The sequence below is a fragment of the Shewanella indica genome (genome assembly GCF_033842865.1).
Taxonomy (GTDB): domain Bacteria; phylum Pseudomonadota; class Gammaproteobacteria; order Enterobacterales; family Shewanellaceae; genus Shewanella; species Shewanella indica.
Map to the genome: position 1 here is coordinate 4483726 of NZ_JAWXXR010000001.1, position 22566 is coordinate 4506291.

The window sequence follows — 22566 nt, forward strand, 5'->3', positions numbered from 1 at the left end:
TATAGCCGTAAAACAAACTAGCTGGAATACCTATACCGCCCATGAACAGTGCGAATAACATGACCAAGTACAGCCTCAGATCCTGGGTGCTGGTATTGGCCCTGGCTCCTACCATTTTGGTCGGTATTCTTCTGGGCAGTTACTTTACCATAAATCGCTTTTATGAGCTTGAAGATACGCTCATAGAACAGGGCAGTAATATCATAGAGCCGCTGGCCATCGCCAGCGAGATAGGCCTGGCTGCCAACAACCGCGAAGCCACCAAACGCCTGCTCGCCGCGGCTCAGCTCAACAAGTCGACCTTGGTGAAATCCATCGCCATCTTCGATGCCGACAACCAGCTGTTTGTCACCTCCCATTATCACAAAGACTTTGAGATCATGCGCTACAAGGGCGCCATCTCGGATCTGGCCCGCACCGAATACGATCAGCTAGGCGACAGCCTGGTGCTTAGGGCACCGATTTTCGCTGCCGGTAGTCTGCTGGCGATAGACGACGCTCCCGGCTTCAATGAAAAACCCCTGGGCTATATCTCTTTGCTGCTCAACAAGGAAAAGGCGCTGCTGGAACAGCACAGAGCCGCGGTGGCGGCTTTTATCATAGTGCTTATCGGGGTGCAGCTGAATCTGCTGTTCACCTTCCGCCTGGTAAAGAATGTCACTCAGCCGATCACCGACATGGTGCGGGTGGTGGCCAAAATCCGTGAGGGCAAGCTGGATACCCGACTGGAGGGTAATCTCATCGGTGAGCTGGATCTGCTCAAACGGGGGATTAACGCCATGGCGGGCTCCTTGTCGGAATACCACGACGAGATGCAGCAAAATATCGATCAGGCGACCTCGGATCTCAGGGAAACCCTGGAACAGATTGAAATTCAGAACGTCGAACTGGACTTGGCCAAGAAACGGGCACTGGAAGCCAGCCGGATAAAATCCGAATTCTTGGCCAACATGTCCCACGAGCTGAGAACGCCGCTCAATGGCGTGATAGGTTTTGCCCGTCAACTATTGAAAACGCCGCTGCACGCCAGCCAGATGGAATATATTCGTACCATTGAACGCAGTGCCACCAACCTACTGGGGATCATCAACGACATCCTCGACTTCTCCAAGCTGGAAGCCGGTAAGATGGTGCTGGAAACCATGCCATTCGCCCTCAGGGAAACCCTAGATGACACCCTGATGCTGCTGTCCGGTTCCGCCCACGAAAAAGGGCTGGAACTTGTCGTGGATGTGGCCCCGGAAGTGCCGGATGCCGTTAGCGGAGACGCCATGCGGGTTGGCCAGATCATTACCAATCTGGTGGGTAATGCCATCAAGTTTACCGATCAGGGCAGTGTGCTGTTGAAGGTGGATATCAGCAACATCAAAGGGGTAAGCGGATTAAATGGTTGATCTTACCTTTGCATGAGAGTGAGACAGACCGGCATCTCATCGGATTATCTGGTTGATGCTTCACCTACTGCTGGTGCATGTTTCCTTCGCTAATTCCAGCAAGAACCCCACACGCCTCAACTTCCCGGTCATCGTTGCAACTCGCTCTCAGTGAAACGAGTTGTTTCTCAAGCGCTTGCAGAGCGGTTATCTGCGACCGCACATGAGAGATGTGATCATCGAGCAAGGCGTTGACGGCGGTACAAGGCTGATGAGGGTCGTCCTGATAGCTCTGTAGTTCGTGAATCTCAGCCAGTGACAGGCCCAGGATTCTGCAGCGACGGATGAAGGCCAGCCCCTCACCATGCTTCTCGGTATAGACACGGTAACCGTTGTCCTGCCGATCAGGCGGCGGCAACAAGCCCTGCTGTTCATAGAAGCGGATCGTCTGTGTTTCGACCCCTACCAACTGCGCCAACTGACCAATGCGCATCAGCCTCCTCCCCAACGGATTCTTTACTCTATTGACCTTATAGTAGCTTTATAGTTTTAAATGGTACCACAACATTGTTCAAGTGGAGTCGTATCATGAGCAAATCCTGTGGTGGCGCCTGTGGCGGTGATGCAACGTCCGCAGCGGATACCGATATACAGGCCTCCTCCGAGGCGCCAGGGAGATGGGTCAGTGTTTATGCCGTGCCGAAGATGGACTGTCCATCAGAAGAACGAATGATTCGCCTAGCCCTGAACGGCTTTGAGGAGATTCGGGCGCTGTCCTTCGACTTGTCGAACCGCCGGCTGAAGGTCGTGCATGACGGCGAGGTCGAGCCCGTCACCTCGAAACTGAAGACCTTGGGGCTAGGCGCCTCGCTTCAGGAAACCGTCGCTGCAAATCCGGAGACCATCAAGGCCGCCGAGTTTTCGGCAGCTTCTGCTAAGCAAGAATCCGGGACCCTGCGCTGGTTGCTCGGCATCAATGCACTTCTGTTCGTGGTGGAAATGACTGCCGGTCTGATCGCCCAGTCCACCGGCCTGATTGGAGAATCCCTGGACAATTTTGCCGATGCGGCGGTGTACGGGCTTGCCCTTTATGCGGTTGGACATAGCGTGAAAATGCAGGTACGTGCCGCGCATCTTGCTGGTGTACTGCAACTGATCTTGGCTGTGGGCGTGCTCGTAGAGGTGGTGAGACGCTTTGTATTCGGTAGTGAGCCTGAATCGCTGGTGATGATGGCTATCGCATTCGTCGCATTGATTGCCAATACCAGTTGTCTGCTGCTCATATCCAAACATCGGGAAGGCGGGGCGCACATGAAGGCAAGCTGGATATTCTCGGCCAACGACGTGGTGATCAACCTGGGGGTCATCACCGCCGGCGCCCTGGTCGCGTGGACCGGTTCCAATTATCCGGATCTGATTATCGGCACCATCGCGGGGGGCATTGTACTTAACGGTGCCAGACGCATTTTGGCGTTGAAGGGTTAAATAATGCTCATTATTGGCAAAAAGCTCTCGCCGTATGCCCTATTGTCCATATCGGGCCTGCTGGCAGCGTCTGATCAGGCTGTAAAGTGGCTGGTGCAGCAATCAATGGCCTATGGCGAGTATGTTTCGGTGACCCCGTTCTTTAACTGGGTGCACCTATGGAACACCGGTGCCGCATTCAGTCTTTTTGCGAATGGTGGAGGCTGGCAGCGCTACTTTTTTATCGGAATCGCGGTAGTGGTCTCGATTTTTCTGATCAAGCTGATCCTTGAAAATCGTCATAAAGGAGAAGCCATCGCTTACAGTCTTATCCTCGGTGGCGCCATGGGCAACCTGATTGACCGGGTCTTTCGCGGCTATGTTGTGGATTCCTTTGATTTCTATTGGCGAGATTGGCATTGGCCGGCCTTCAACCTGGCTGATATTGCAATTGTCCTCGGTGCCTTACTTTTCGTTTCCAGCAGTTTGTTGGGTAAAAAAGCAAACACCAATGCCGAGCCGGATGGATCTGACTGACACCTACGCCTATACAACACCATGACCGAACTTCCCGACAACATCCTTCACCTGCCGCAATACCAAGTACTGGGCTGCAAATCAACCGACGACGAAATGCACTTCCAGGTGGACGCGCCCGATCCCATCTCCTGCGAGGAATGCGGCGTGCAGGGTGAGTTCGTGCGGTTCGGCAAGCGTGATGTTCCCTATCGGGATCTGCCCATCCACGGTAAGCGGGTCACCCTCTGGGTGGTCCGCCGCCGGTACACCTGCCGGGCCTGCAAGACTACCTTCAGGCCCCAGCTACCGGGGATGGTGGACGGCTTCCGCATGACGCTGCGGCTGCATGAATACGTGGAGAAGGAATCCTTCAACCACCCCTACACCTTCGTGGCGGCACAGACCGGCCTGGACGAGAAGACGGTACGCGACATCTTCAACGCCCGCGCCGAGTTCCTGGGGCGCTGGCACCGCTTCGAGACGCCCCGCATTCTGGGCATCGACGAGCTGTACCTGAACAAGCGCTACCGCTGCATCCTGACCAACATCGAGGAGCGAACCCTGCTCGACCTGCTGGCCACCCGCCGTCAGGACGTGGTGACCAACTACCTGATGAAGCTGAAAGACCGGCATAAGGTCGAGATCGTCAGCATGGACATGTGGAACCCCTACCGGACAGCGGTCAAGACGGTGCTGCCACAGGCCCGCATCGTGGTCGATAAATTCCATGTGGTGCGTATGGCCAACGATGCCTTGGAGAAGGTACGCAAGGGTCTCAGGAAGGAGCTGAAGCCTTCCCAAAGCCGAACCCTCAAGGGAGACCGGAAAATCCTGCTGAAACGCGCTCACGAAGTCTCAGACCGGGAACGCCTCATCATGGAGACCTGGACGGGAGCATTCCCGCAACTGCTGGCCGCCTACGAGCACAAGGAACGCTTCTACGGCATCTGGGACGCCACCACACGACCCCAGGCAGAAGCCGCCCTGGACGACTGGATAGCTACTATTCCGAACGGCCAGAAGGAAGTCTGGAGCGATCTGGTCAGGGCGGTGGGCAACTGGCGCGAAGAGATCATGACCTACTTCGAGACGGACATCCCCGTCACCAACGCTTACACGGAGTCCATCAACCGACTGGCCAAGGACAAGAACCGTGAAGGGCGTGGTTACTCCTTCGAAGTGATGCGGGCACGAATGCTCTACACCACGAAGCACAAGAAGAAGGCCCCGACTGCGAAGGTCTCTCCGTTCTACAAGAAAAGCATCGGTTACGGACTGCCGGACTTCGCAGAGGAACTCAACTACGGGGTCGATCTATCAACCATCTGAGGGTGGTATCAGGTTGGTGGGGTAAAGGTGCCCCATCAACCATTAAATCCGTATACCCTAAAAAAACAGGCATCCCGACTCTCGTCGGGATGCCTGTTTTTGTTTGGCTTGCTTCAATAGTGAATCAAATGATCCTCTATCGGGCTTAGGGTGTGGCGCGGCGACACCTCGATAATGGAACAGCATTAACATTCAGTTAAAGTTTTCCTGGTAGCGGCCGATATCACGAATCCCGCCTGTAGCCGGACATGTAAAGTGAATAAATTAAAATTAAAGCATAAGATTCTATTGAGTTTCATCGTTGCCATTACCATCACGGTAGCGGCACTCAGTGCCATCAGTTTTAACAATATGAAAGCCCGGCTGTATGAAGACAGCGAAACCCTGGTCGCCAGCCTCGGCAAGCTCGAAGCAGAAAAAGTAACCCGCTGGTTTGACGTGCGCCAACGCATGCTGTCTGCCGCCGCCCCACACCTTGATCGGGCACTCCTGCCCGCCCTGCAACAAGCCAAGGAGTCCGGCGGCTTTCAACTTAGTTACTTTGGCGCCAAAAACGGGGTCATGTATGACGATGACCCCAGTATCGACCGCACCGGTTACGACCCGCGCAGCCGCCCCTGGTATAAACAAGCGATGGCTGCAAACGGCGCCATTATTACCTCGCCTTACGAAGACGCCACCGGTCTGGGTACCGTGGTCACCCTGGCTGAGCCGGTGCGCACCCATGGCCAGATTAGGGGTGTGATCGGCGGCGACATCGGCATCAGCCAGCTGATTAAAGATGTGAATGCCATTCAGTTGCCCGCCAAGGGCTATGCCATGATGCTGAGTAAAGATGGCACCATCATCGCCTATCAAGATGAGTCCATGATCTTGCAGCCGGCCAGCAGAATCGACGACGATATTACCGTCGCCAATCAGAATAAATGGCAACAAAGCCAGCAGCTGCATCCGGTGAAGTTGAAAGAGGCGAACAAGCTGGTGTATAGCCAGGCCGTCCCCGGTACCGACTGGCAGTTGCTGATGATCCTCGACAGGGCCGCATTGGAAGCCCCGCTAACGCCCATGTTATTGCAACAGCTGGGCATTGCCACGCTGGTCGTGGTAATCGCCACCATATTGATCAGCCTGTTGGTGCAATGGTTACTCGCGCCTTTGCTGCGCGTCTCCCAGGCGCTGGCCCAAATTGCCGATGGTCGTGGCGATTTAACGCGCCGCATCGACATCCAAAGCCAGGATGAAGTGGGTACGCTGGCCACCAACTTTAACCGCTTCGTTGCCAGCCAGGCCGAGCTGATTGGCCGTATCCGCAGCCAGGCAGAATACCTGGGCAACAATGCCGAACAAGCCTCGATACGTGCCAACCAAACGGTCACCGAGCTGGGCCGTCAGCAACAAGAAGTGACCATGGTGGCCACCGCCGTCACCGAAATGGCCTCGGCCACCCATGAAATTGCCAATAACGCCGAGCAAACGGCCACCGCGGCCCAACAGTCGAGCAGCAGCACCGCCCATGGCAAGCAGCAGGTGAATAAAACCCGCGACTCCATTCAGTCGCTGTCGCAAGAGATGATTCAGGCCGCCTCCGTGATCCAGCGCCTGGACGTGCATGCCAAGGAAATTTCGAGCGTGTTGTCGACCATTCAGGGCATTGCCGAGCAAACCAACCTGTTGGCGCTTAACGCGGCCATAGAAGCGGCCCGCGCCGGTGAACAGGGTCGGGGGTTTGCGGTCGTGGCCGACGAGGTGCGGGTGCTGTCACAGCGTACCCATAAGTCGACCGAAGAAATTCAAGACACTATCAGTACCTTGCAGCAAGCCACCAAGGAAGCCGTGCAGTTGATGGCCACCAGCCGTAATCTGGCCGAGTTGAGTGTTGAGGATGCAGAAGCGGCGGCCGACGCCCTCACCGAGATCACCACCGCCGTGAGTCTGATTTCGGACATGGCCAGCCAGATTGCCACCGCCGCCGAAGAGCAGAGTCAGGTCACCGGTGAAATCACCCAGAATACTACCGCCATCAAGGACGTAGCCGACGAGCTGGCCCACGATGCCGAACTGTCACTCGCCCAGTCGAAAGACCTGCACAAGCAGGCGGGTGAGCTTAACGGTCTGGTAAGCGCTTTTATTCTGTAACTCAGGAAAAAACAGAGGGAGCAAACTGCTCCCTCTGCCGACGGCTGTTATTTGGTTTTACAGGTTTTAATACCAAAAATGGCATACGCTGGGCATACGCCCATAAAGGCCGTTGCCAGTGGAATAACTCCCAGCCAACCCCACGGCGTCTCTGGCCCCACGAATACCAGGGCAATCAACACCAATCCCACTATCGCCCGTAACACTCTATCAATGGTTCCCATATTGACCTTCATCGGTGTTCTCCCTTGGTTGAGGCAGGTGATATGGATTAAGCTCAGCGTCCACTCTGGACAATGGCTATGCCACACCCAGTGATAACGGAACACAGCTGCAAGCGATCCGCCGGTCTCTTCGTCACACCGGATGATCTACAAAGCACAGCCATATTCAGTCCGGTTTACCCCTTGTTCTTCCCCCGTACTCTTCAGCAGGTGTGCGGCGCTCGCGGCTATTTTGTAACCGTCCGCCGAACCCATCTCCCCGCTTCTTCCAGATAGCGGCATGGTGTGCACCTATTTTTGGTGGACACCATTTCAAGCCACTTTCTGGAGGGTTTCGTGTCTCGACAGCGCCGTACATTCCCCAAGGCTTTCAAGGCCCAGGTCATCGAAGAGTGCGCCCAGTCCGGTGCTTCCGTCGCCGGCGTGGCGCTCAGCCACGGGCTCAATGCCAACCTGGTGCATAAATGGATTCGTAAGCAGCGCGAGCCGCTACCGGTCGTATCTGCACGCTTTATCCCGGTGCCGCTCGGCATCCTGCCTTCAGAGCAGGCCAGCTCTGAAGAGCTGACGATACGAATCGAAATCCCCTACCACGCCGGCAGTCTGTCGGTGCACTGGCCGGTGCAGGACGGCGAAGGCTGTACACGCTTGCTGCGCGGGCTGCTCGCATGATTCGCATCGATCGCATCTGGCTGGCCACCGAGCCGATGGACATGCGCGCCGGCACCGAAACCGCATTGGCCCGTGTAGTGGCGGTATTCGGTGCGGCCAAGCCGCACTGTGCTTATCTGTTCGCCAACCGCCGCGCCAACCGCATGAAAGTGTTGGTGCATGACGGTGTAGGGATCTGGCTGGCCGCGCGGCGATTGAACCAAGGCAAGTTTCACTGGCCAGGCATCCACCGCGGCTTGGAAGTTGAACTCGACACCGAGCAGCTTCAGGCTTTGGTGCTCGGTTTACCCTGGCAGCGGGTTGGTGCAGCCGGTGCGATCACAATGCTGTAGCGCCGGCCATTAGCCTATCGCTTTATCTGCGCGGATCGCCTGCTCTGGCACAATCAGCGGCATGACTTCCTTGCCCAATCTCGACCAACTAACACCTGAGCAACTGCGCGCACTGGCCGCCCAGTTGCTCACGCAGGTCGATGCGATGGGCAAAAAGATCCACCGTGATCAAACCATCATCGAGCAGCTCACCCACGAAATCGCCTGGTTCAAGCGCCACAAGTTCGCCAAGCGTAGCGAGCAACTAAGCCCTGAACAGGGCAGCCTGCTGGATGATTTGCTCGACACGGACATCGCCGCCATCGAGGCGGAACTGAAAACCCTCAATCCTCCGGCGGCTCCGGCTGAACCCCGCCAACAGCCCAAGCGCGCGCCGCTGCCAGCCCAGTTTCCGCGTACTGTGATCCGTCACGAGCCGCAGAACACTCAATGCGCCTGCGGCTGCCCGCTGCAACGCATCGGCGAAGACATCAGCGAAAAGCTGGATTACACGCCTGGCGTGTTCACCGTCGAACAGCATGTGCGTGGCAAGTGGGCCTGCCGCCAGTGCGAAACATTGATCCAGGCGCCGGTACCAGCCCATGTGATCGACAAGGGCATCCCGACTGCCGGCTTGCTGGCTCATGTCATGGTGGCCAAATACGCCGATCATCTGCCGCTGTACCGGCAAGAGAAGATCTTTGGCCGTGCGGGTCTGGCTATCGCGCGTTCGACATTGGCGCAGTGGGTCGGACAAACCGGCGTACAGCTCCAACCATTGGTCGATGCCCTGCGCGAGGCGGTACTGGCGCAAGGCGTGATCCATGCCGACGAAACCCCCGTGCAAATGCTGGCCCCTGGCGAGAAGAAAACCCACCGGGCTTACGTCTGGGCATACTGCACCACACCCTTCGCCGACCTGAAGGCCGTGGTCTATGACTTCAGCCCAAGCCGTGCAGGTGAGCATGCGCGCAATTTTATGGGTCAGTGGAATGGCAAACTGGTCTGCGACGACTTCGCCGGCTACAAGGCCAGCTTCGAGCAGGGCATCACCGAAATTGGCTGCATGGCCCACGCCCGCCGCAAATTTTTCGATCTGCACTCAGCGAACAAAAGCCAGTTAGCCGAACAGGCGCTGCACTCCATTGCCGGGCTGTATGAAATCGAGCGGCAAGCACGGCACATGAGCGATGAAGAACGCTGGCGAATACGCCAGGAAAAGTCTTCACCGATCCTCGATGCGCTGCATGACTGGATGCTGGCCCAGCGTGATCGGGTGCCCAATGGATCAGCCACGGCAAAAGCCCTGGATTACAGCCTAAAACGCTGGCTAGCGCTGACGCGCTATCTGGAAGATGGAGCCGTGCCCATCGACAACAATCAGGTCGAGAACCAGATTCGGCCTTGGGCATTGGGGCGCTCGAACTGGCTGTTTGCCGGTTCACTACGCAGCGGCAAACGGGCGGCTGCGATCATGAGCCTGATCCAGTCAGCACGCCTCAACGGTCACGATCCGTACGCCTACCTGAAGGACGTGCTCATGCGGCTACCAACGCAGCGGGCAAGCGAAATCAGTCAACTGCTGCCGCATCAGTGGATACAGCCTGAAGCAGGCATGTAACCACAGCGGTGTATCACCCCAAACAGCCTACCCGTAATAGTCTCGCACTGATTTTTTGGGCGTTCACGATGTGATACACGGTAAGCGTTCAGCGTGTGATACAGCTACCCGTGCAGCCTGTGATACAGATACGCAAGGTGAGTTAGCTAGACGCTTACGCTATTTTTTTGTTAGCCGACGCAGAATGGTGCCTCGATCACCTGCCGCATATACGGTGCCGCCCTGGGTGGCGCATACCGCGCGCAGCCCAACCTCGCTGCCGCTTGGCTCAGTCAGCCACTGCTCGCCTTCTAATCGCAGCACGCAACCCCGTGTGCCTACCGCATAAGCCCCCGCCGCAGGCGAGCCGGAGATGGCCAACAGATCGTCACGCAACCGGGTGGCCATTTGCTGCCAGCGCTGGCCATTAAAGTGCGCCAGTGTGCCAGAAAGCCCAATGGTATAAATATTGCTCAGGCTGTCGCCCCAAACACCGTATAAAAAGCTCTCGGTGCCCACGTTGAACTCGGTCCACTCTTTGCCGTTGTAGCGCAGCATCAGGCCAAAGTCGCCTGGCGCCAGCAAGTGTTCGTTGTCCCAGGCCCATAAACCATATAACGCAGACTGGGTGCCGCTGGGCATACGCTGCCAGCGCAAACCATCAAAGTGCAGTATCAGGCCTTCATCGCCTACGGCGTAAATGGAATCCGGTCCGCTGCCCCACATCGCCATTATGGTCACATCTAAATGCAGCTCAAAATGCAGTGTCCACTCGGTGCCACCAAAGCGATAAATACGCCCCAGCTGACCGGCAGCAAACAAGCCATTGCCGCTGTCCCACAGGCAGTGCACCGCCAGCTCGCTGGGGGCCGGCAAGGCTTCCCAGCTATTTTCTCCGTCACGCAAGCGCCACACACTACCGGCTTCGCCACAGGCGTAACAGCTACCGTCAACGCCTTCGATAATACCCCACAGCTGATGTTTGCTGGGCACATCCATTAGCTCCCAGGGGCTGGCATCCGCTGCCTGGGGTGGCGGTGCCAGCGCCTGGGTAAAGTCTTCGGCGGCGGTCATAATAGTGCCAAAATCGCCCACCACCAACGCTTCGCCGGTGGACAACACAATAATATCCATTAGATCGTGGCGGCTGTTGCTTTCGAGCTTGTCCAGCCGCAAGTCGTTCAGGTAATACAAGTGGCCCTGATCGCCGACGATCAGCACGCCGTCTTTGTAGGACTTGAGCGCGCGCAAGCGCGGCATGGGCTCGTCGAAGTTCAGAGCCTGAAACATCCCATTTTGATAGCGCACCAGTTCGCCCCGAAAGCCGCCGTGATCGACAAAATAACGGCCGCCACCCAACAGCAAGCTACCGTCATCCTGCACCAACATGGTTTGAAAACCGGAGCCCAGCGGGCAATCAAGCGCCGCCCACACCCCGCTGGCGTCCCGCTTGAGCACGGTACCTTCGCCGCCGGCCGCATAAACAGTACTGTTATCGGCGCAGGCCACCGCACGCAGATTAATCTGGGTAGGGCAGGTCTCGCGCTGCCAGCTAACGCCGTCAAAATGCAGAATAACGCCATCATCACCTACCGCCCAGGCCTGGCCCAGCTCGTTACCATCGATGGCAAACAGCGGCGTGTTTTCTTCGCTGGCGGCAAAGCGTCCGCTGCGCTCATCAATACGTCCGCCGCGCAGCTTGTGCCACTGCTCACCGTCATAATGCAACAGGCAACCCATCCAGCCCACGGCATACAGGTTATCGGCCGTTAATCCCCAGATGCCGTGTAATGGCAGGCGCTCTGGTACCGCCATCGTCTGCCATAACCGACCTTCGGCATCGGCCACACCGGTATAGCGCAGCACCCGACCTTCGTCGCCCACTACAAACAGTTCGCCATCGCCACTCCAGCCGGACCACAGCACATCCCCGTCGCCGGCCCCCACTTCGGGCACTCTATGCCAGGGGGCGCGATTGGGCGCATGTTGGTCAGTGCCCAACAGTTGACGAAAGAAATGACGACGATTGGGGGTACGGGTTTCGGTCATGACAGCACTCTCACATATTTAGAAATAAATCGATGACGAGCATCGGCGACAAAGCACCCACTCTAATGAATGGGGCCCTGACTATTGCCCAGCAAAGAGGCCAGTTGTTCGCGCAGCGCCGCTCTTTGTTCCGGCGCCACCGCATTCAGCGCTTGCTCAAGCTCGGGGGCTTCCAGCCCGGCCTGGGTCAGGCTGTGCAGAGACGCGGCGGCCGCTTCGGCAAAAATGGCCTCGCCATGGGCACGCACCGCCGCCACCGCGGGCGCAAAGGCTCGGGCTTCGGCCCCATCGGGCGCGGATAAAATAACAGGCACCCCGGTATCGGAGCCGCTGGATAACGCCAGCGACAAGGGAATTTGTGCTATCGACTCCACTTCGACTTCCGCCAGGGCCGCCGCCAGATGGGCGCGCGGAAACACGTGAAAATGACCGCTGCAATGGGGGCAGGTGACGCCCGCCATGTTCTCGACCACGCCAATCAGGGGCAGCTTGCGCTCCTGGCAAAAACGCACCGCTTTCAGGCTGTCCATTAATGCCACTTCTTGCGGCGTGGTGGTCAACAGCGCCGCCACATCATGGCCTTCCAGCATGTCGGCCAGGGTGATCAGTTCGTTACCCGTGCCCGGTGGCATATCAATGACCAGAAAATCCAGTGGCCCCCAGTCGAACGAGCCAATCAAATGGTGCATAAAGTCATGCTTGTAGGCATCACGCCACACAATAGGGGTATCGTCGCGCTCCATCATGAACGCCAGCGAGCCCACTCGCACCGGATGTTCAATACCTTCATAGGCAAAGGCTTGAGGGGGCAGCCCTTGGTTAGTCAAGCGCACTCGCTGGCCGACAAAGCCGAAAAATCGACTCTGATTGGGCCCATGAATATCCGCATCGGCCACCCCCACCCGATAACCCTGAGCGGCAAGACCGGCGGCCACGTTGGCCGATACCGTGCTTTTACCCACCCCCCCCTTGTTGGCCATGACCATGATGATTTGGCCAATATCTGCCAGGCGCGATTCAATCAGCCGCTTTTCATGACGGCCTTTATCCAGCTGGCATTGTTCTTCTTGTGGGCAAAACTGACAGGCGTGGCCACGGCCACAATCTGTGGGTGCCAGGGTCTGGGGATCAAAGTGAGAAACCGACATAGAGAGATCCTTATTTTTTAGTAGTACCGTCGTACCCGGTATCCAGCAGAATCCAGGTGTGCGTCACGCGTTTGTTGCCATTGCGCTCTTCGTCACTTCCCTGCCACACCGCAAAGCCCATGGGGACGATGGCGCGCTCAAAATCCACCTCAAACTCCCCCTTGGCGGCTAATGGCCGCGACATGACGACCTGCCAGCTGCTGTGCTGGGGGACCTGATTGGTGACGTACGCACTATCACCGGACACCGTCTGTTCCGTTAAAGTAGTCGTGCTGCCATAGCCGCCGGCAGCCAGATTTTCTACTCGATTCTGGTCGGCGAGCCAATACCAGATATTCACCGGTTGCTCTGGGCCAGAGCCCATCATATAGGAAGTGTCTGTATCGTTAAGGGCATACTGCACCGCCACCCCATCGCGAAAATGATCGACGGTCGTTGCCCTGTCTTCGGTGGCATCCTTCCAACGCAGCCGTACATAAAAGCGATCGCTAGAGCGGGCAACCTGGAAATAGATGTGTTTACCCCGGGTGGCGCCGTCATCGAAACGTAACTTAACCGACTGATGCACCGGCGGTGCCGGCAGCAGATAGGTACTGTAGACCGGCAGTCGACTCCAAATCAGATCGTCAGGATCGTTCTGGCTACGCAAAAAAATGGTATCGGGTATTGTCGATACCTTGACCGTATCGCCGGGCTTTATTTCTAGAATATTGGGGTTTTGCTCACTGCGCTCGGCCAGGGCGCCTGCACTGGCCAACACCAGCGCCAGGGTAAGGCTGCCTTTCATAAAATGACCCAGTTTCATGGCATGATTCCTCATCGGTAATGGCTCGCTCAGTCCCACATGGACTGATTGGCAGGGGCGGCTCGTTCTTCTCCCGGCTTTGGGCTCGGGCCCACCAGGGTTTCTAACGACAGCAGCTGGGCATTGGCCCATGCGGGCAACATCTCCACCAGGTGCTCCAGATTAGGATCCAGACCGTGATGGCTCTCTTTGGCGTAGCTGGCTCGTATCGCTTGCAGCAGCGGTGCCAGGTAGCGAGCCAAAAAGTCACGCTGGGCACGGCGATAAGGGGCGGCATCTCTGTCATTCGCCAGCGCCCGTGATTCGAGGTGACACAATAGAGCACAAAACTCCAGCATGGCCACCAGATGATCTGGTTCGTCTTTATGGCCTTCGTCGCTCACGGCGGCAGTCAAGCCAAAGTGAGTGTAAAAGGCCTGCACATTCAGCAGATAGGCCCCGGGGGTGAGCCCGTCAACCAAACCTGCATAAGCACTGGCCACCAAGGGCACCCGCGGCTTGCCACGACGGCCCTGGATAAAGGTGGACATATACCCCACCTCCAGCTGCTCCAGGCTTTCGCTGATATCAAATTCCGGCCAGGGTTCACCGCCCAGCGTCTGCCAGGCTTGATCCAGCGCCATCTGCAGCCGACCTTCTTCCAGTGCCTGCTGGGTCTCTGCCAATGGGTAGCCAAGCACGACCGCAGCCAGGCGGTAAATAGCCTCGCGAGCCTCGGCCCGTTCGGCTTGCAGCTGGCGAGCCAGTGACGTATTAGCATTTGTCATAAGGTTACTCCCGCCGTTAGCTCAGCTTGAACATTTCAGCGTGTTTAAAGCCGATCAGGGTGTCCATCAGCTCACTGTCTTTACCGTCTGCCTTGGCCTGACGGGCCTCGGCCAGGGTATCCAGCACTTCTCCTACTCTGGGGCCAAACAGGCTTTCCAGATAAGACAAGGGGATCCGCGACTCCTCGAGTTGTTCACCATTGGGGCCGAACTTGGGTGGTGACGTCGGTGGTACGTAGAACACGTTGGGCTGCGTCCCCCACTCCGCATGCAGCGGCAAGGCAACCTTGTACTTTTCTACCAGCAAATGGATGGGACCTGCTTCATCATCACGATAGCCTATCCAGCGAATGCGCCCTACACACTGCTGGGCACAGGCGGTGGGCAACCCCTTTTCAATGCGCGGATAGCAGAAGATGCACTTCTCGGACTTTGAGATTTGCTCATTGAAGTAGATTTTTTTGTAGGGGCAGGCGTTGACGCAATAGCGATAACCGCGACAACGCTCCTGATCCACCAGTACGATTCCGTCTTCCTGGCGCTTGTAAATGGCGTTGCGCGAGCAGGCCGCCAAACAGGCCGGGTTGGCGCAGTGGTTACACAAGCGTGGCAGGTAGAAGTAGTAACTGTTCGGGTAGTCGCCTTCACCCTCGTCCTCATCCCAGTTGGCACCCCAGGTTGGTTTGACGTGAGGACGCAGCCAGGGGTCGGTACCTGTCATCAGTGCTTCTTCGTAGTTGTATTCCCAGGGAATACCGTAGTCTTCCTGGCTTGGTTGCTTGCCTAAACGCAAGGCACCGTCTTTGTCGAAGCCACCGCCCATGTTCTGATAATCACGGGGATAGCCTTTACCCGGCATCGTTTCCACGTTATTCCAGTACATGAATTCGCGGCCATTACGGTTGGTCCACATCAACTTGCACGCGGCAGTACAGGTCTGGCAACCAATGCATTTGTTTAAATCTAAAACCATGCTGAGCTGGCGCTTAACAGTCATAATAATTTCCTCTTAAACGGCACGTGGGTCGTTAATGTCTTCCGGCTTCGCCAGTTCAATGTCGTAGCTTGATTCATGAATGTGCTGGTTGGCGTTCCATCCGTGGTAAACGTACCTCAGGTGCCCCCAGTTACCCACCAGCTCCAGTGGTTGCAAGAATATGGCGTGGGAAATGTTCATATTTCTGCGCTTGATGTACTGATGCGGCTCCCAGCCGTGCTCCATCATGATCGAGTCGGCAGGAATGCTCGGATAGAACTTCGCCTGAGCAAAAAAGTCACCGTTGCCGTTAAACAGCCGTACCGTGTCACCGTCCTTGATACCTTTTTGTGCTGCCAGTTTCGGGTTGATGTAGATATTCGGTTCGCCACGCTGCAAACGCAGCAGGTATTTATTACTGCGCCAGTTGGAGTGGATACCCCAGCGTGCGTGTGGCGAGTAGAACTTCAATGGGTAGTTGGATGCCTTAGGCCCGGCGTGCAAACGCGCGGTGGGCACTGTGGACTTCAACTTCTCAAACCACGGGTGGTCACAATAGAAGGTGATACGACCGGTCAAGGTATCGTAGGGCTCCTTGCCATCGGTTTGTGCGGTGAACGGGTTATAACCTTCATCTGGCTTTAACGGCTGGTTCAGGCCCGCATGCTCATTCATCACAATGAAGCCTTTTTCGGCAGCTTCCTCGATGGTGACACCACCGAATTCCGGCGAATCTTCGATGATATGTTTCAGTACATCGTAATCGGTATTGAGCGCGCCATTACGGGTAAAGTCGTCGTGAATGGTATGCAGATCACGGGTAACATCACCATCCTGAATCGGGCCTATACCGCGCGCAATGGCTCTTTCCTGAATTTTTTTGGTCAGCAGCGCCATGATTTCCCAGTCTGGCTTTGACTCACCGACCGGCTCTACCGGGCGGGTGAAAATGTTGGCAAAGCGGTGATAGCCCTGGGTGCGTATATCCCAGGCTTCATAATGGCTGGCCGCCGGCAGCACGTAATCTGCCCACTCGGCGGTGGAGTCCATGCGCACGTTAATGTTCACATACAACTCTTCAGCCTGGCGTAAGTGCTCTTCGCGGTACTTTTCCGACATCTTGTTACGACGGAAAGTGTTGTCCGCGATGGAAATCATGCCTTTGATTTCGCCGTAGTACGGCATCCAGCCTTTTTCGATGGATTCGTTCATCATCTCTTCCATCTCATCGAGATCGAAGCCGACGCGCTCTTTTAGTTTTTTGTTATCGAAATGGTTACGGGCACCTTCCATCATGCCGCCACGCAAAAACTCACCCAAACCACCGGCTTCCTTGCGCGCTGACTTCTTGCCTTCAAAGCCCGCCAATTCCGACCAGCGTGGGTGATTCCACACCACCCAGGAGGTATCCAAACCACCGGTACGACCACCATGTCCAGTCAGTGCCAGGGTTAATGCATAGCCCCAGCTGGTGTACAAGCAGTTGGAGTAACTTGAAGTCATATAGCCCAGCATGATGATGGCTTTTTTAGCCGCCGCCAGATGACGGGCTTCCTGGCGCACAATATCCGGGTGAATATTGGTCTCTTCCTGGGTTTTTTCCGGAGTGTACTTGGCGGCTTCTTTTTTAACCTGTTCAAATACCGTGGTGACCGAAATGCCTTCTACCTCGAAGGTGCCCTCAATGGCCGGATCGACATTACCCAACTTAAGGGTCTTGTCTTCATCGCCCATAGTGCCTTTCGCTTTTACTGCTTGCTGGCTGTTCAGATCCCAGTGGTAGAACACCTGATCAGAACCGCCTTCCACCAGATCCGCTTCACGCAGCAGCTTACCGTTGTCGGTACGCACCAGCATCGGCAAGTCGGTTTGCTCTTTCATAAACTCAGGTTTGAACAGCTTCTCGGCAATGATCACGTTGACAAATGACATGGCCAAGAATGGATCACTCCCTTGATGGATCGGCATCCACAGATCGGTGTGAATAGCACTGGGGTTGTAATCCGGTGCGGTACTGGTGATGCGTGCGCCATTGTATTTGGCTTCCCAGATATAGTGGGCATCCGGGATACGGGTGGCGTTCGGGTTAATCATGCCGAGCATTATGTAGTCGGCATCAAACCAGGCATCGGAGGTGAAACTTTCCAGCGGGTTACCGTACGCCAGATGCGCACCGGTAATCAAATCTCCCACCGCGGTAATATGGTCCAGTTGAATACCACCGACCAGCGCAGCAAAGCGTGCAGGGCCGGCGTGACGGACTATAGACTTGTTACCCGAACCTTGGTGAGTTTTCAGCTTGCCAGGGCCGTGTTTGACAAAAATATCGATGATTTTGTCAGCCACTTCTTCAGTGGCCTGATCCCAGGAAATTCGCTGCCACTTGCCTTCACCACGTTCGCCGGCACGTTTCAATGGATAGCGTAAGCGGTCAGCTTCGTACATGGAGGTGGAGTGAATCGCACCTTTTTGGCAGCCTCGAGGGTTGGCATCCGGGATGTTTTCGTGAACCTGTGGGTATTTGGCAATCTGTTCTTCGCGGACCACGATGCCATCTTTAACGTAGACGTTCCAGGCGCAGTTACCCATGCAGTTGATACAGTGTGCCGCGTGGCCGACGGAGTCCCACGTCCACTCGTTGCGATATAAATCTTCCCAGTCACGATAGGGATATTCGCTGGCCAGGGTCTCGCCCACGGGTTCAAGGCGGTTTAGTCCCCAGACGTTACCACTCAGCATGACGCCCGCCCCCGTCACGCTCAGCCCTTTAAGAAAATCCCGGCGCTTCAGTTTCCACATTCCCATGGTTTTCTCCTCATCGACGATGATGCCGACGTGCCGGGACAATCCGGTGACGGCGTGCAGGTGACAGTGACGTCACCGTCTATTTGGTGTGTTGGTGTGTTTGGCCAAGACTCCTGGCGTGGGAGCCAGCCATACAGATGTCGATAGCTCTGCAGACAGCTCCCGGTATCAAGAGGGATTCAGTATTCATAAACAATAGCAACGGGAACGCGTTCCTGTGGAACGCACCCCCGTCGTATCATTTTTTTCTTGGTCCGCTAATGGTGGCCAGCCTACATCTAAACAGAGCCGTCCGCCATCGCTTAGCCGCCGTCATCACGGCTTTTTCAACTTCATTTGACCAAGATCAACAGAGCCGTATTTAGCGCTAACCAAGGCTTGCAAAAGGGGCCTGCAACGTTCCTAATAAATTCATGGATATGGTTGTCGAAGTACTGTCACTATAAAGGGAAACAAAATGTCGAATAACTGGGTAAAAGGGTCTGTTGCCGCGGTATTGCTGGGGATGATGGCGCAATCGGGGTTGGTTATGGCCGCAGGGGATGCCGCAGCCGGAGCGCAGAAAGTAGCGGTCTGTGCCGCCTGCCATGGCGCTAACGGCACGTCGGCGGTAAATATCTATCCCAATCTTGCCGGTCAATGGGCGCCCTATCTCGAGAGTGCACTCAAGGCCTATCGGGCAGGTGAGCGTACTGGTGGCATGACGGCCATGATGGCCCCGCAGGCCGCCAATTTAAGTGATGAGGATATTGCTGATATTGCGGCCTTTTACAGCGAGCAATAACAGCGGTTTTTAGGGTCTGTTGACCTTGCGCCAGGCAAAGAGGTAAAAGAAAGGTGGCAACCCAGTTTTTTGTTGCTTTGACAGAGCTGGCTGAACAATTTGTGACGGCCCATCTGCAACACGTGTGCTGCGGGAAATTGATTCATAGATTCAGTTAGCCAAGAGTTTTTATGTATGAAAACACCAATTTTTTAGATTCTAGAATTTCATTTATTCATTTCACACAAGGGGATATCCATGACCAACATGTCGATTCGCAGTTTCAAATTGAGTCTCGCTGCCACTGCTATCGGGGCAGCCATAGCGATGGCTTCGTCACCTGTTGTTGCTCAGCAGGCAATGCAACCCATGCAACCGATGAAAATCGAGCGGGGAACCATCCTGACCCAGCCCGGGGTCTTCGGCGTTTTTACAATGTTCAAATTGCGCCCTGATTGGAGCAAGGTGCCAGCAATGGAACGCAAGAGCGCCGCGGAAGAAGTTAAGAAACTAATTGAAAAACATAAGGATAACGTTCTGGTTGATCTCTACCTAACACGTGGCCTAGAAACCAATTCCGACTTTTTCTTCCGCATCAACGCCTACGACTTGGCAAAAGCCCAGACCTTCATGCGCGAATTCCGCTCGACAACGGTCGGGAAGAATGCCGATGTTTTTGAGACCCTTGTCGGTGTAACAAAGCCCTTAAACTACATCAGCAAAGACAAGTCTCCAGAGCTGAATGCGGGACTTAGTTCGGCTACCTATAGCGGGCCGGCACCAAGATATGTGATCGTAATCCCCGTCAAGAAAAACGCGGAATGGTGGAACATGTCGCCGGAAGAGCGTCTGAAAGAGATGGAAGTTCACACGACACCTACCTTAGCCTATCTCGCGAACGTCAAGCGTAAGTTGTACCACTCAACTGGCTTGGATGACACCGATTTCATCACCTATTTTGAGACCGATGATCTGACAGCATTCAATAATTTGGCGCTGTCTCTGGCGCAGGTCAAAGAGAATAAATTCCACGTTCGTTGGGGCAGTCCGACAACGCTCGGAACCATTCACTCTCCGGAAGACGTGATAAAGGCGCTTGCCGAGTAAACGGCAAGGCTGTTCCTCCCATGCGCGCCTGGAACAGCCTTGTCTCGCGATCCTTGGGCCAGACCCAAGGATCGCCATACCCCAGTATTTGAGCATTTGAGAGTCTGAAGCTCACCTTGCTCGTTTCAGATCGCCGAGTAACCGACTCGCTATTATGCATGCCAATTAAATGACAAACATTCTCAAATCGCTGCGCCAACCAAGCACTAAATACTCACTATTGGGTTTGCTCTCGGTCGGCTTTATCGCAGGCATCTTCTTTTGGGGGGCTTCAATACTGTAATGGAAGCAACCAACACGCTTGAGTTCTGTATTTCATGTCATGAAATGCGTGACAACGTATATCAGGAATACAAGGAAACCATCCACTTTACCAACCGAACCGGCGTCCGTGCCACTTGCTCAGACTGCCACGTGCCCAAGGACTGGGGCCACAAGATGATGCGCAAGGTTCAAGCGAGTGGCGAAATCTACGGCAAACTCATGGGAACCATTGATACCAAGGAAAAGTTTGGGGTAAGCGGATTAAATGGTTGATCTTACCTTTGCATGAGAGTGAGACAGACCGGCATCTCATCGGATTATCTGGTTGATGCTTCACCTACTGCTGGTGCATGTTTCCTTCGCTAATTCCAGCAAGAACCCCACACGCCTCAACTTCCCGGTCATCGTTGCAACTCGCTCTCAGTGAAACGAGTTGTTTCTCAAGCGCTTGCAGAGCGGTTATCTGCGACCGCACATGAGAGATGTGATCATCGAGCAAGGCGTTGACGGCGGTACAAGGCTGATGAGGGTCGTCCTGATAGCTCTGTAGTTCGTGAATCTCAGCCAGTGACAGGCCCAGGATTCTGCAGCGACGGATGAAGGCCAGCCCCTCACCATGCTTCTCGGTATAGACACGGTAACCGTTGTCCTGCCGATCAGGCGGCGGCAACAAGCCCTGCTGTTCATAGAAGCGGATCGTCTGTGTTTCGACCCCTACCAACTGCGCCAACTGACCAATGCGCATCAGCCTCCTCCCCAACGGATTCTTTACTCTATTGACCTTATAGTAGCTTTATAGTTTTAAATGGTACCACAACATTGTTCAAGTGGAGTCGTATCATGAGCAAATCCTGTGGTGGCGCCTGTGGCGGTGATGCAACGTCCGCAGCGGATACCGATATACAGGCCTCCTCCGAGGCGCCAGGGAGATGGGTCAGTGTTTATGCCGTGCCGAAGATGGACTGTCCATCAGAAGAACGAATGATTCGCCTAGCCCTGAACGGCTTTGAGGAGATTCGGGCGCTGTCCTTCGACTTGTCGAACCGCCGGCTGAAGGTCGTGCATGACGGCGAGGTCGAGCCCGTCACCTCGAAACTGAAGACCTTGGGGCTAGGCGCCTCGCTTCAGGAAACCGTCGCTGCAAATCCGGAGACCATCAAGGCCGCCGAGTTTTCGGCAGCTTCTGCTAAGCAAGAATCCGGGACCCTGCGCTGGTTGCTCGGCATCAATGCACTTCTGTTCGTGGTGGAAATGACTGCCGGTCTGATCGCCCAGTCCACCGGCCTGATTGGAGAATCCCTGGACAATTTTGCCGATGCGGCGGTGTACGGGCTTGCCCTTTATGCGGTTGGACATAGCGTGAAAATGCAGGTACGTGCCGCGCATCTTGCTGGTGTACTGCAACTGATCTTGGCTGTGGGCGTGCTCGTAGAGGTGGTGAGACGCTTTGTATTCGGTAGTGAGCCTGAATCGCTGGTGATGATGGCTATCGCATTCGTCGCATTGATTGCCAATACCAGTTGTCTGCTGCTCATATCCAAACATCGGGAAGGCGGGGCGCACATGAAGGCAAGCTGGATATTCTCGGCCAACGACGTGGTGATCAACCTGGGGGTCATCACCGCCGGCGCCCTGGTCGCGTGGACCGGTTCCAATTATCCGGATCTGATTATCGGCACCATCGCGGGGGGCATTGTACTTAACGGTGCCAGACGCATTTTGGCGTTGAAGGGTTAAATAATGCTCATTATTGGCAAAAAGCTCTCGCCGTATGCCCTATTGTCCATATCGGGCCTGCTGGCAGCGTCTGATCAGGCTGTAAAGTGGCTGGTGCAGCAATCAATGGCCTATGGCGAGTATGTTTCGGTGACCCCGTTCTTTAACTGGGTGCACCTATGGAACACCGGTGCCGCATTCAGTCTTTTTGCGAATGGTGGAGGCTGGCAGCGCTACTTTTTTATCGGAATCGCGGTAGTGGTCTCGATTTTTCTGATCAAGCTGATCCTTGAAAATCGTCATAAAGGAGAAGCCATCGCTTACAGTCTTATCCTCGGTGGCGCCATGGGCAACCTGATTGACCGGGTCTTTCGCGGCTATGTTGTGGATTCCTTTGATTTCTATTGGCGAGACTGGCATTGGCCGGCCTTCAACCTGGCTGATATTGCAATTGTCCTCGGTGCCTTACTTTTCGTTTCCAGCAGCTTGTTGGGTAAAAAAGCAAACACCAATGCCGAGTCGGATGGATCTGACTGAC

General features: G+C 55.5%; 21 protein-coding genes and 1 pseudogene. 13 read left to right on the forward strand and 9 right to left on the reverse strand.

The genetic code is table 11. The annotated features are described in order from the left end of the window. Positions 1 to 41: 41 nt before the first annotated feature. Positions 42 to 1394: a histidine kinase dimerization/phospho-acceptor domain-containing protein gene (locus tag SIL79_RS20080; protein ID WP_452580744.1), complete on the forward strand. Its 1353-nt coding sequence runs from the start codon at positions 42 to 44 to the stop codon at positions 1392 to 1394. Between the two features lie 64 nt (positions 1395 to 1458). Here SIL79_RS20080 and cadR (SIL79_RS20085) read toward each other — a convergent pair whose 3' ends face one another. Next, on the reverse strand, positions 1459 to 1866 hold the full coding sequence (cadR, locus tag SIL79_RS20085) for a Cd(II)/Pb(II)-responsive transcriptional regulator (RefSeq protein WP_004364961.1): 408 nt from the start codon (positions 1864 to 1866) through the stop codon (positions 1459 to 1461). A 95-nt stretch (positions 1867 to 1961) separates the two neighbouring features. On the opposite strand from cadR (SIL79_RS20085), the gene SIL79_RS20090 reads away from it, so the two are divergent. The 4 genes from SIL79_RS20090 (at position 1962) to SIL79_RS20105 (ending at position 6821) form a co-directional block, all read left to right on the forward strand. Then, the gene (locus SIL79_RS20090) at positions 1962 to 2858 is read left to right on the forward strand and encodes a cation transporter (RefSeq protein ID WP_004574643.1); all 897 of its coding nucleotides are present in this window, start codon (positions 1962 to 1964) and stop codon (positions 2856 to 2858) included. A 3-nt stretch (positions 2859 to 2861) separates the two neighbouring features. Further along, complete coding sequence (gene lspA / locus SIL79_RS20095) at positions 2862 to 3374, forward strand: signal peptidase II (protein ID WP_004863699.1); 513 nt, start codon at positions 2862 to 2864, stop codon at positions 3372 to 3374. 21 nt (positions 3375 to 3395) lie between these two features. Further along, positions 3396 to 4685 carry an ISL3 family transposase gene (locus SIL79_RS20100; protein WP_319619287.1) on the forward strand — a complete coding sequence of 430 codons (1290 nt, stop codon included), beginning with the start codon at positions 3396 to 3398 and terminating at the stop codon, positions 4683 to 4685. A gap of 255 nt (positions 4686 to 4940) precedes the next feature. After that, the gene (locus SIL79_RS20105) at positions 4941 to 6821 is read left to right on the forward strand and encodes a methyl-accepting chemotaxis protein (RefSeq protein WP_319619911.1); all 1881 of its coding nucleotides are present in this window, start codon (positions 4941 to 4943) and stop codon (positions 6819 to 6821) included. A 47-nt stretch (positions 6822 to 6868) separates the two neighbouring features. Here the strand turns inward: SIL79_RS20105 and SIL79_RS20110 are convergent, their stop codons facing one another. Next, the gene (locus tag SIL79_RS20110; RefSeq protein WP_319619912.1) at positions 6869 to 7057 is read right to left on the reverse strand and encodes a YgaP family membrane protein; all 189 of its coding nucleotides are present in this window, start codon (positions 7055 to 7057) and stop codon (positions 6869 to 6871) included. A gap of 324 nt (positions 7058 to 7381) precedes the next feature. Between SIL79_RS20110 and tnpA the strand changes: the two genes are divergently transcribed. The 3 genes from tnpA (at position 7382) to SIL79_RS20125 (ending at position 9649) form a co-directional block, all read left to right on the forward strand. Further along, positions 7382 to 7717, forward strand: a complete 336-nt coding sequence (tnpA, locus tag SIL79_RS20115; protein ID WP_023911066.1) for an IS66-like element accessory protein TnpA — start codon at positions 7382 to 7384, stop codon at positions 7715 to 7717. Continuing rightward, positions 7714 to 8049, forward strand: a complete 336-nt coding sequence (tnpB, locus tag SIL79_RS20120; protein ID WP_003156940.1) for an IS66 family insertion sequence element accessory protein TnpB — start codon at positions 7714 to 7716, stop codon at positions 8047 to 8049. The genes tnpA and tnpB overlap by 4 nt, the downstream gene beginning before the upstream one ends. A 61-nt stretch (positions 8050 to 8110) precedes the next feature. Further along, positions 8111 to 9649 (forward strand): IS66-like element ISSal1 family transposase, encoded by a 1539-nt coding sequence (locus SIL79_RS20125; protein ID WP_076612155.1) that lies wholly within the window; start codon positions 8111 to 8113, stop codon positions 9647 to 9649. Between the two features lie 159 nt (positions 9650 to 9808). Here SIL79_RS20125 and SIL79_RS20130 read toward each other — a convergent pair whose 3' ends face one another. The 6 genes from SIL79_RS20130 to clrA all read right to left on the reverse strand — a co-directional run bounded on the left by SIL79_RS20130 (position 9809) and on the right by clrA (position 18178). Beyond that, positions 9809 to 11677 carry a WD40/YVTN/BNR-like repeat-containing protein gene (locus SIL79_RS20130; RefSeq protein ID WP_319619913.1) on the reverse strand — a complete coding sequence of 623 codons (1869 nt, stop codon included), beginning with the start codon at positions 11675 to 11677 and terminating at the stop codon, positions 9809 to 9811. Positions 11678 to 11739: 62 nt separating this feature from the next. Next, positions 11740 to 12825 (reverse strand): P-loop NTPase, encoded by a 1086-nt coding sequence (locus SIL79_RS20135; protein WP_051375859.1) that lies wholly within the window; start codon positions 12823 to 12825, stop codon positions 11740 to 11742. Positions 12826 to 12835: 10 nt separating this feature from the next. Next, positions 12836 to 13630: a chlorate reductase subunit gamma gene (clrC, locus tag SIL79_RS20140; RefSeq protein WP_452580805.1), complete on the reverse strand. Its 795-nt coding sequence runs from the start codon at positions 13628 to 13630 to the stop codon at positions 12836 to 12838. 29 nt (positions 13631 to 13659) lie between these two features. Continuing rightward, positions 13660 to 14397 (reverse strand): molecular chaperone TorD family protein, encoded by a 738-nt coding sequence (locus tag SIL79_RS20145; protein ID WP_251877795.1) that lies wholly within the window; start codon positions 14395 to 14397, stop codon positions 13660 to 13662. A gap of 16 nt (positions 14398 to 14413) precedes the next feature. Beyond that, the gene (gene clrB / locus SIL79_RS20150; RefSeq protein WP_108241478.1) at positions 14414 to 15394 is read right to left on the reverse strand and encodes a chlorate reductase subunit beta; all 981 of its coding nucleotides are present in this window, start codon (positions 15392 to 15394) and stop codon (positions 14414 to 14416) included. A 12-nt stretch (positions 15395 to 15406) separates the two neighbouring features. Beyond that, positions 15407 to 18178: a chlorate reductase subunit alpha gene (clrA, locus tag SIL79_RS20155; RefSeq protein WP_319619915.1), complete on the reverse strand. Its 2772-nt coding sequence runs from the start codon at positions 18176 to 18178 to the stop codon at positions 15407 to 15409. A gap of 457 nt (positions 18179 to 18635) precedes the next feature. Here clrA and SIL79_RS20160 point away from each other — a divergent pair, with 457 nt between their 5' ends. The 3 genes and pseudogenes from SIL79_RS20160 to SIL79_RS20170 all read left to right on the forward strand — a co-directional run. Beyond that, positions 18636 to 18962, forward strand: coding sequence for a c-type cytochrome (locus SIL79_RS20160; protein WP_023445618.1), 327 nt, complete (start codon positions 18636 to 18638; stop codon positions 18960 to 18962). A 237-nt stretch (positions 18963 to 19199) separates the two neighbouring features. Beyond that, on the forward strand, positions 19200 to 20048 hold the full coding sequence (locus SIL79_RS20165) for a chlorite dismutase family protein (protein ID WP_319619916.1): 849 nt from the start codon (positions 19200 to 19202) through the stop codon (positions 20046 to 20048). A gap of 169 nt (positions 20049 to 20217) precedes the next feature. Further along, a pseudogene (locus SIL79_RS20170) lies at positions 20218 to 20561 on the forward strand (NapC/NirT family cytochrome c); the annotation flags it as partial. Positions 20562 to 20649: 88 nt separating this feature from the next. Here the strand turns inward: SIL79_RS20170 and cadR (SIL79_RS20175) are convergent. Beyond that, positions 20650 to 21057: a Cd(II)/Pb(II)-responsive transcriptional regulator gene (cadR, locus tag SIL79_RS20175; protein ID WP_004364961.1), complete on the reverse strand. Its 408-nt coding sequence runs from the start codon at positions 21055 to 21057 to the stop codon at positions 20650 to 20652. Positions 21058 to 21152: 95 nt separating this feature from the next. On the opposite strand from cadR (SIL79_RS20175), the gene SIL79_RS20180 reads away from it, so the two are divergent. Both SIL79_RS20180 and lspA (SIL79_RS20185) read left to right on the forward strand, forming a co-directional pair. Then, complete coding sequence (locus tag SIL79_RS20180) at positions 21153 to 22049, forward strand: cation transporter (protein ID WP_004574643.1); 897 nt, start codon at positions 21153 to 21155, stop codon at positions 22047 to 22049. Positions 22050 to 22052: 3 nt separating this feature from the next. Next, positions 22053 to 22565: a signal peptidase II gene (gene lspA, locus SIL79_RS20185; protein WP_003821921.1), complete on the forward strand. Its 513-nt coding sequence runs from the start codon at positions 22053 to 22055 to the stop codon at positions 22563 to 22565. The last annotated feature ends 1 nt before the right edge of the window (position 22566 follow it).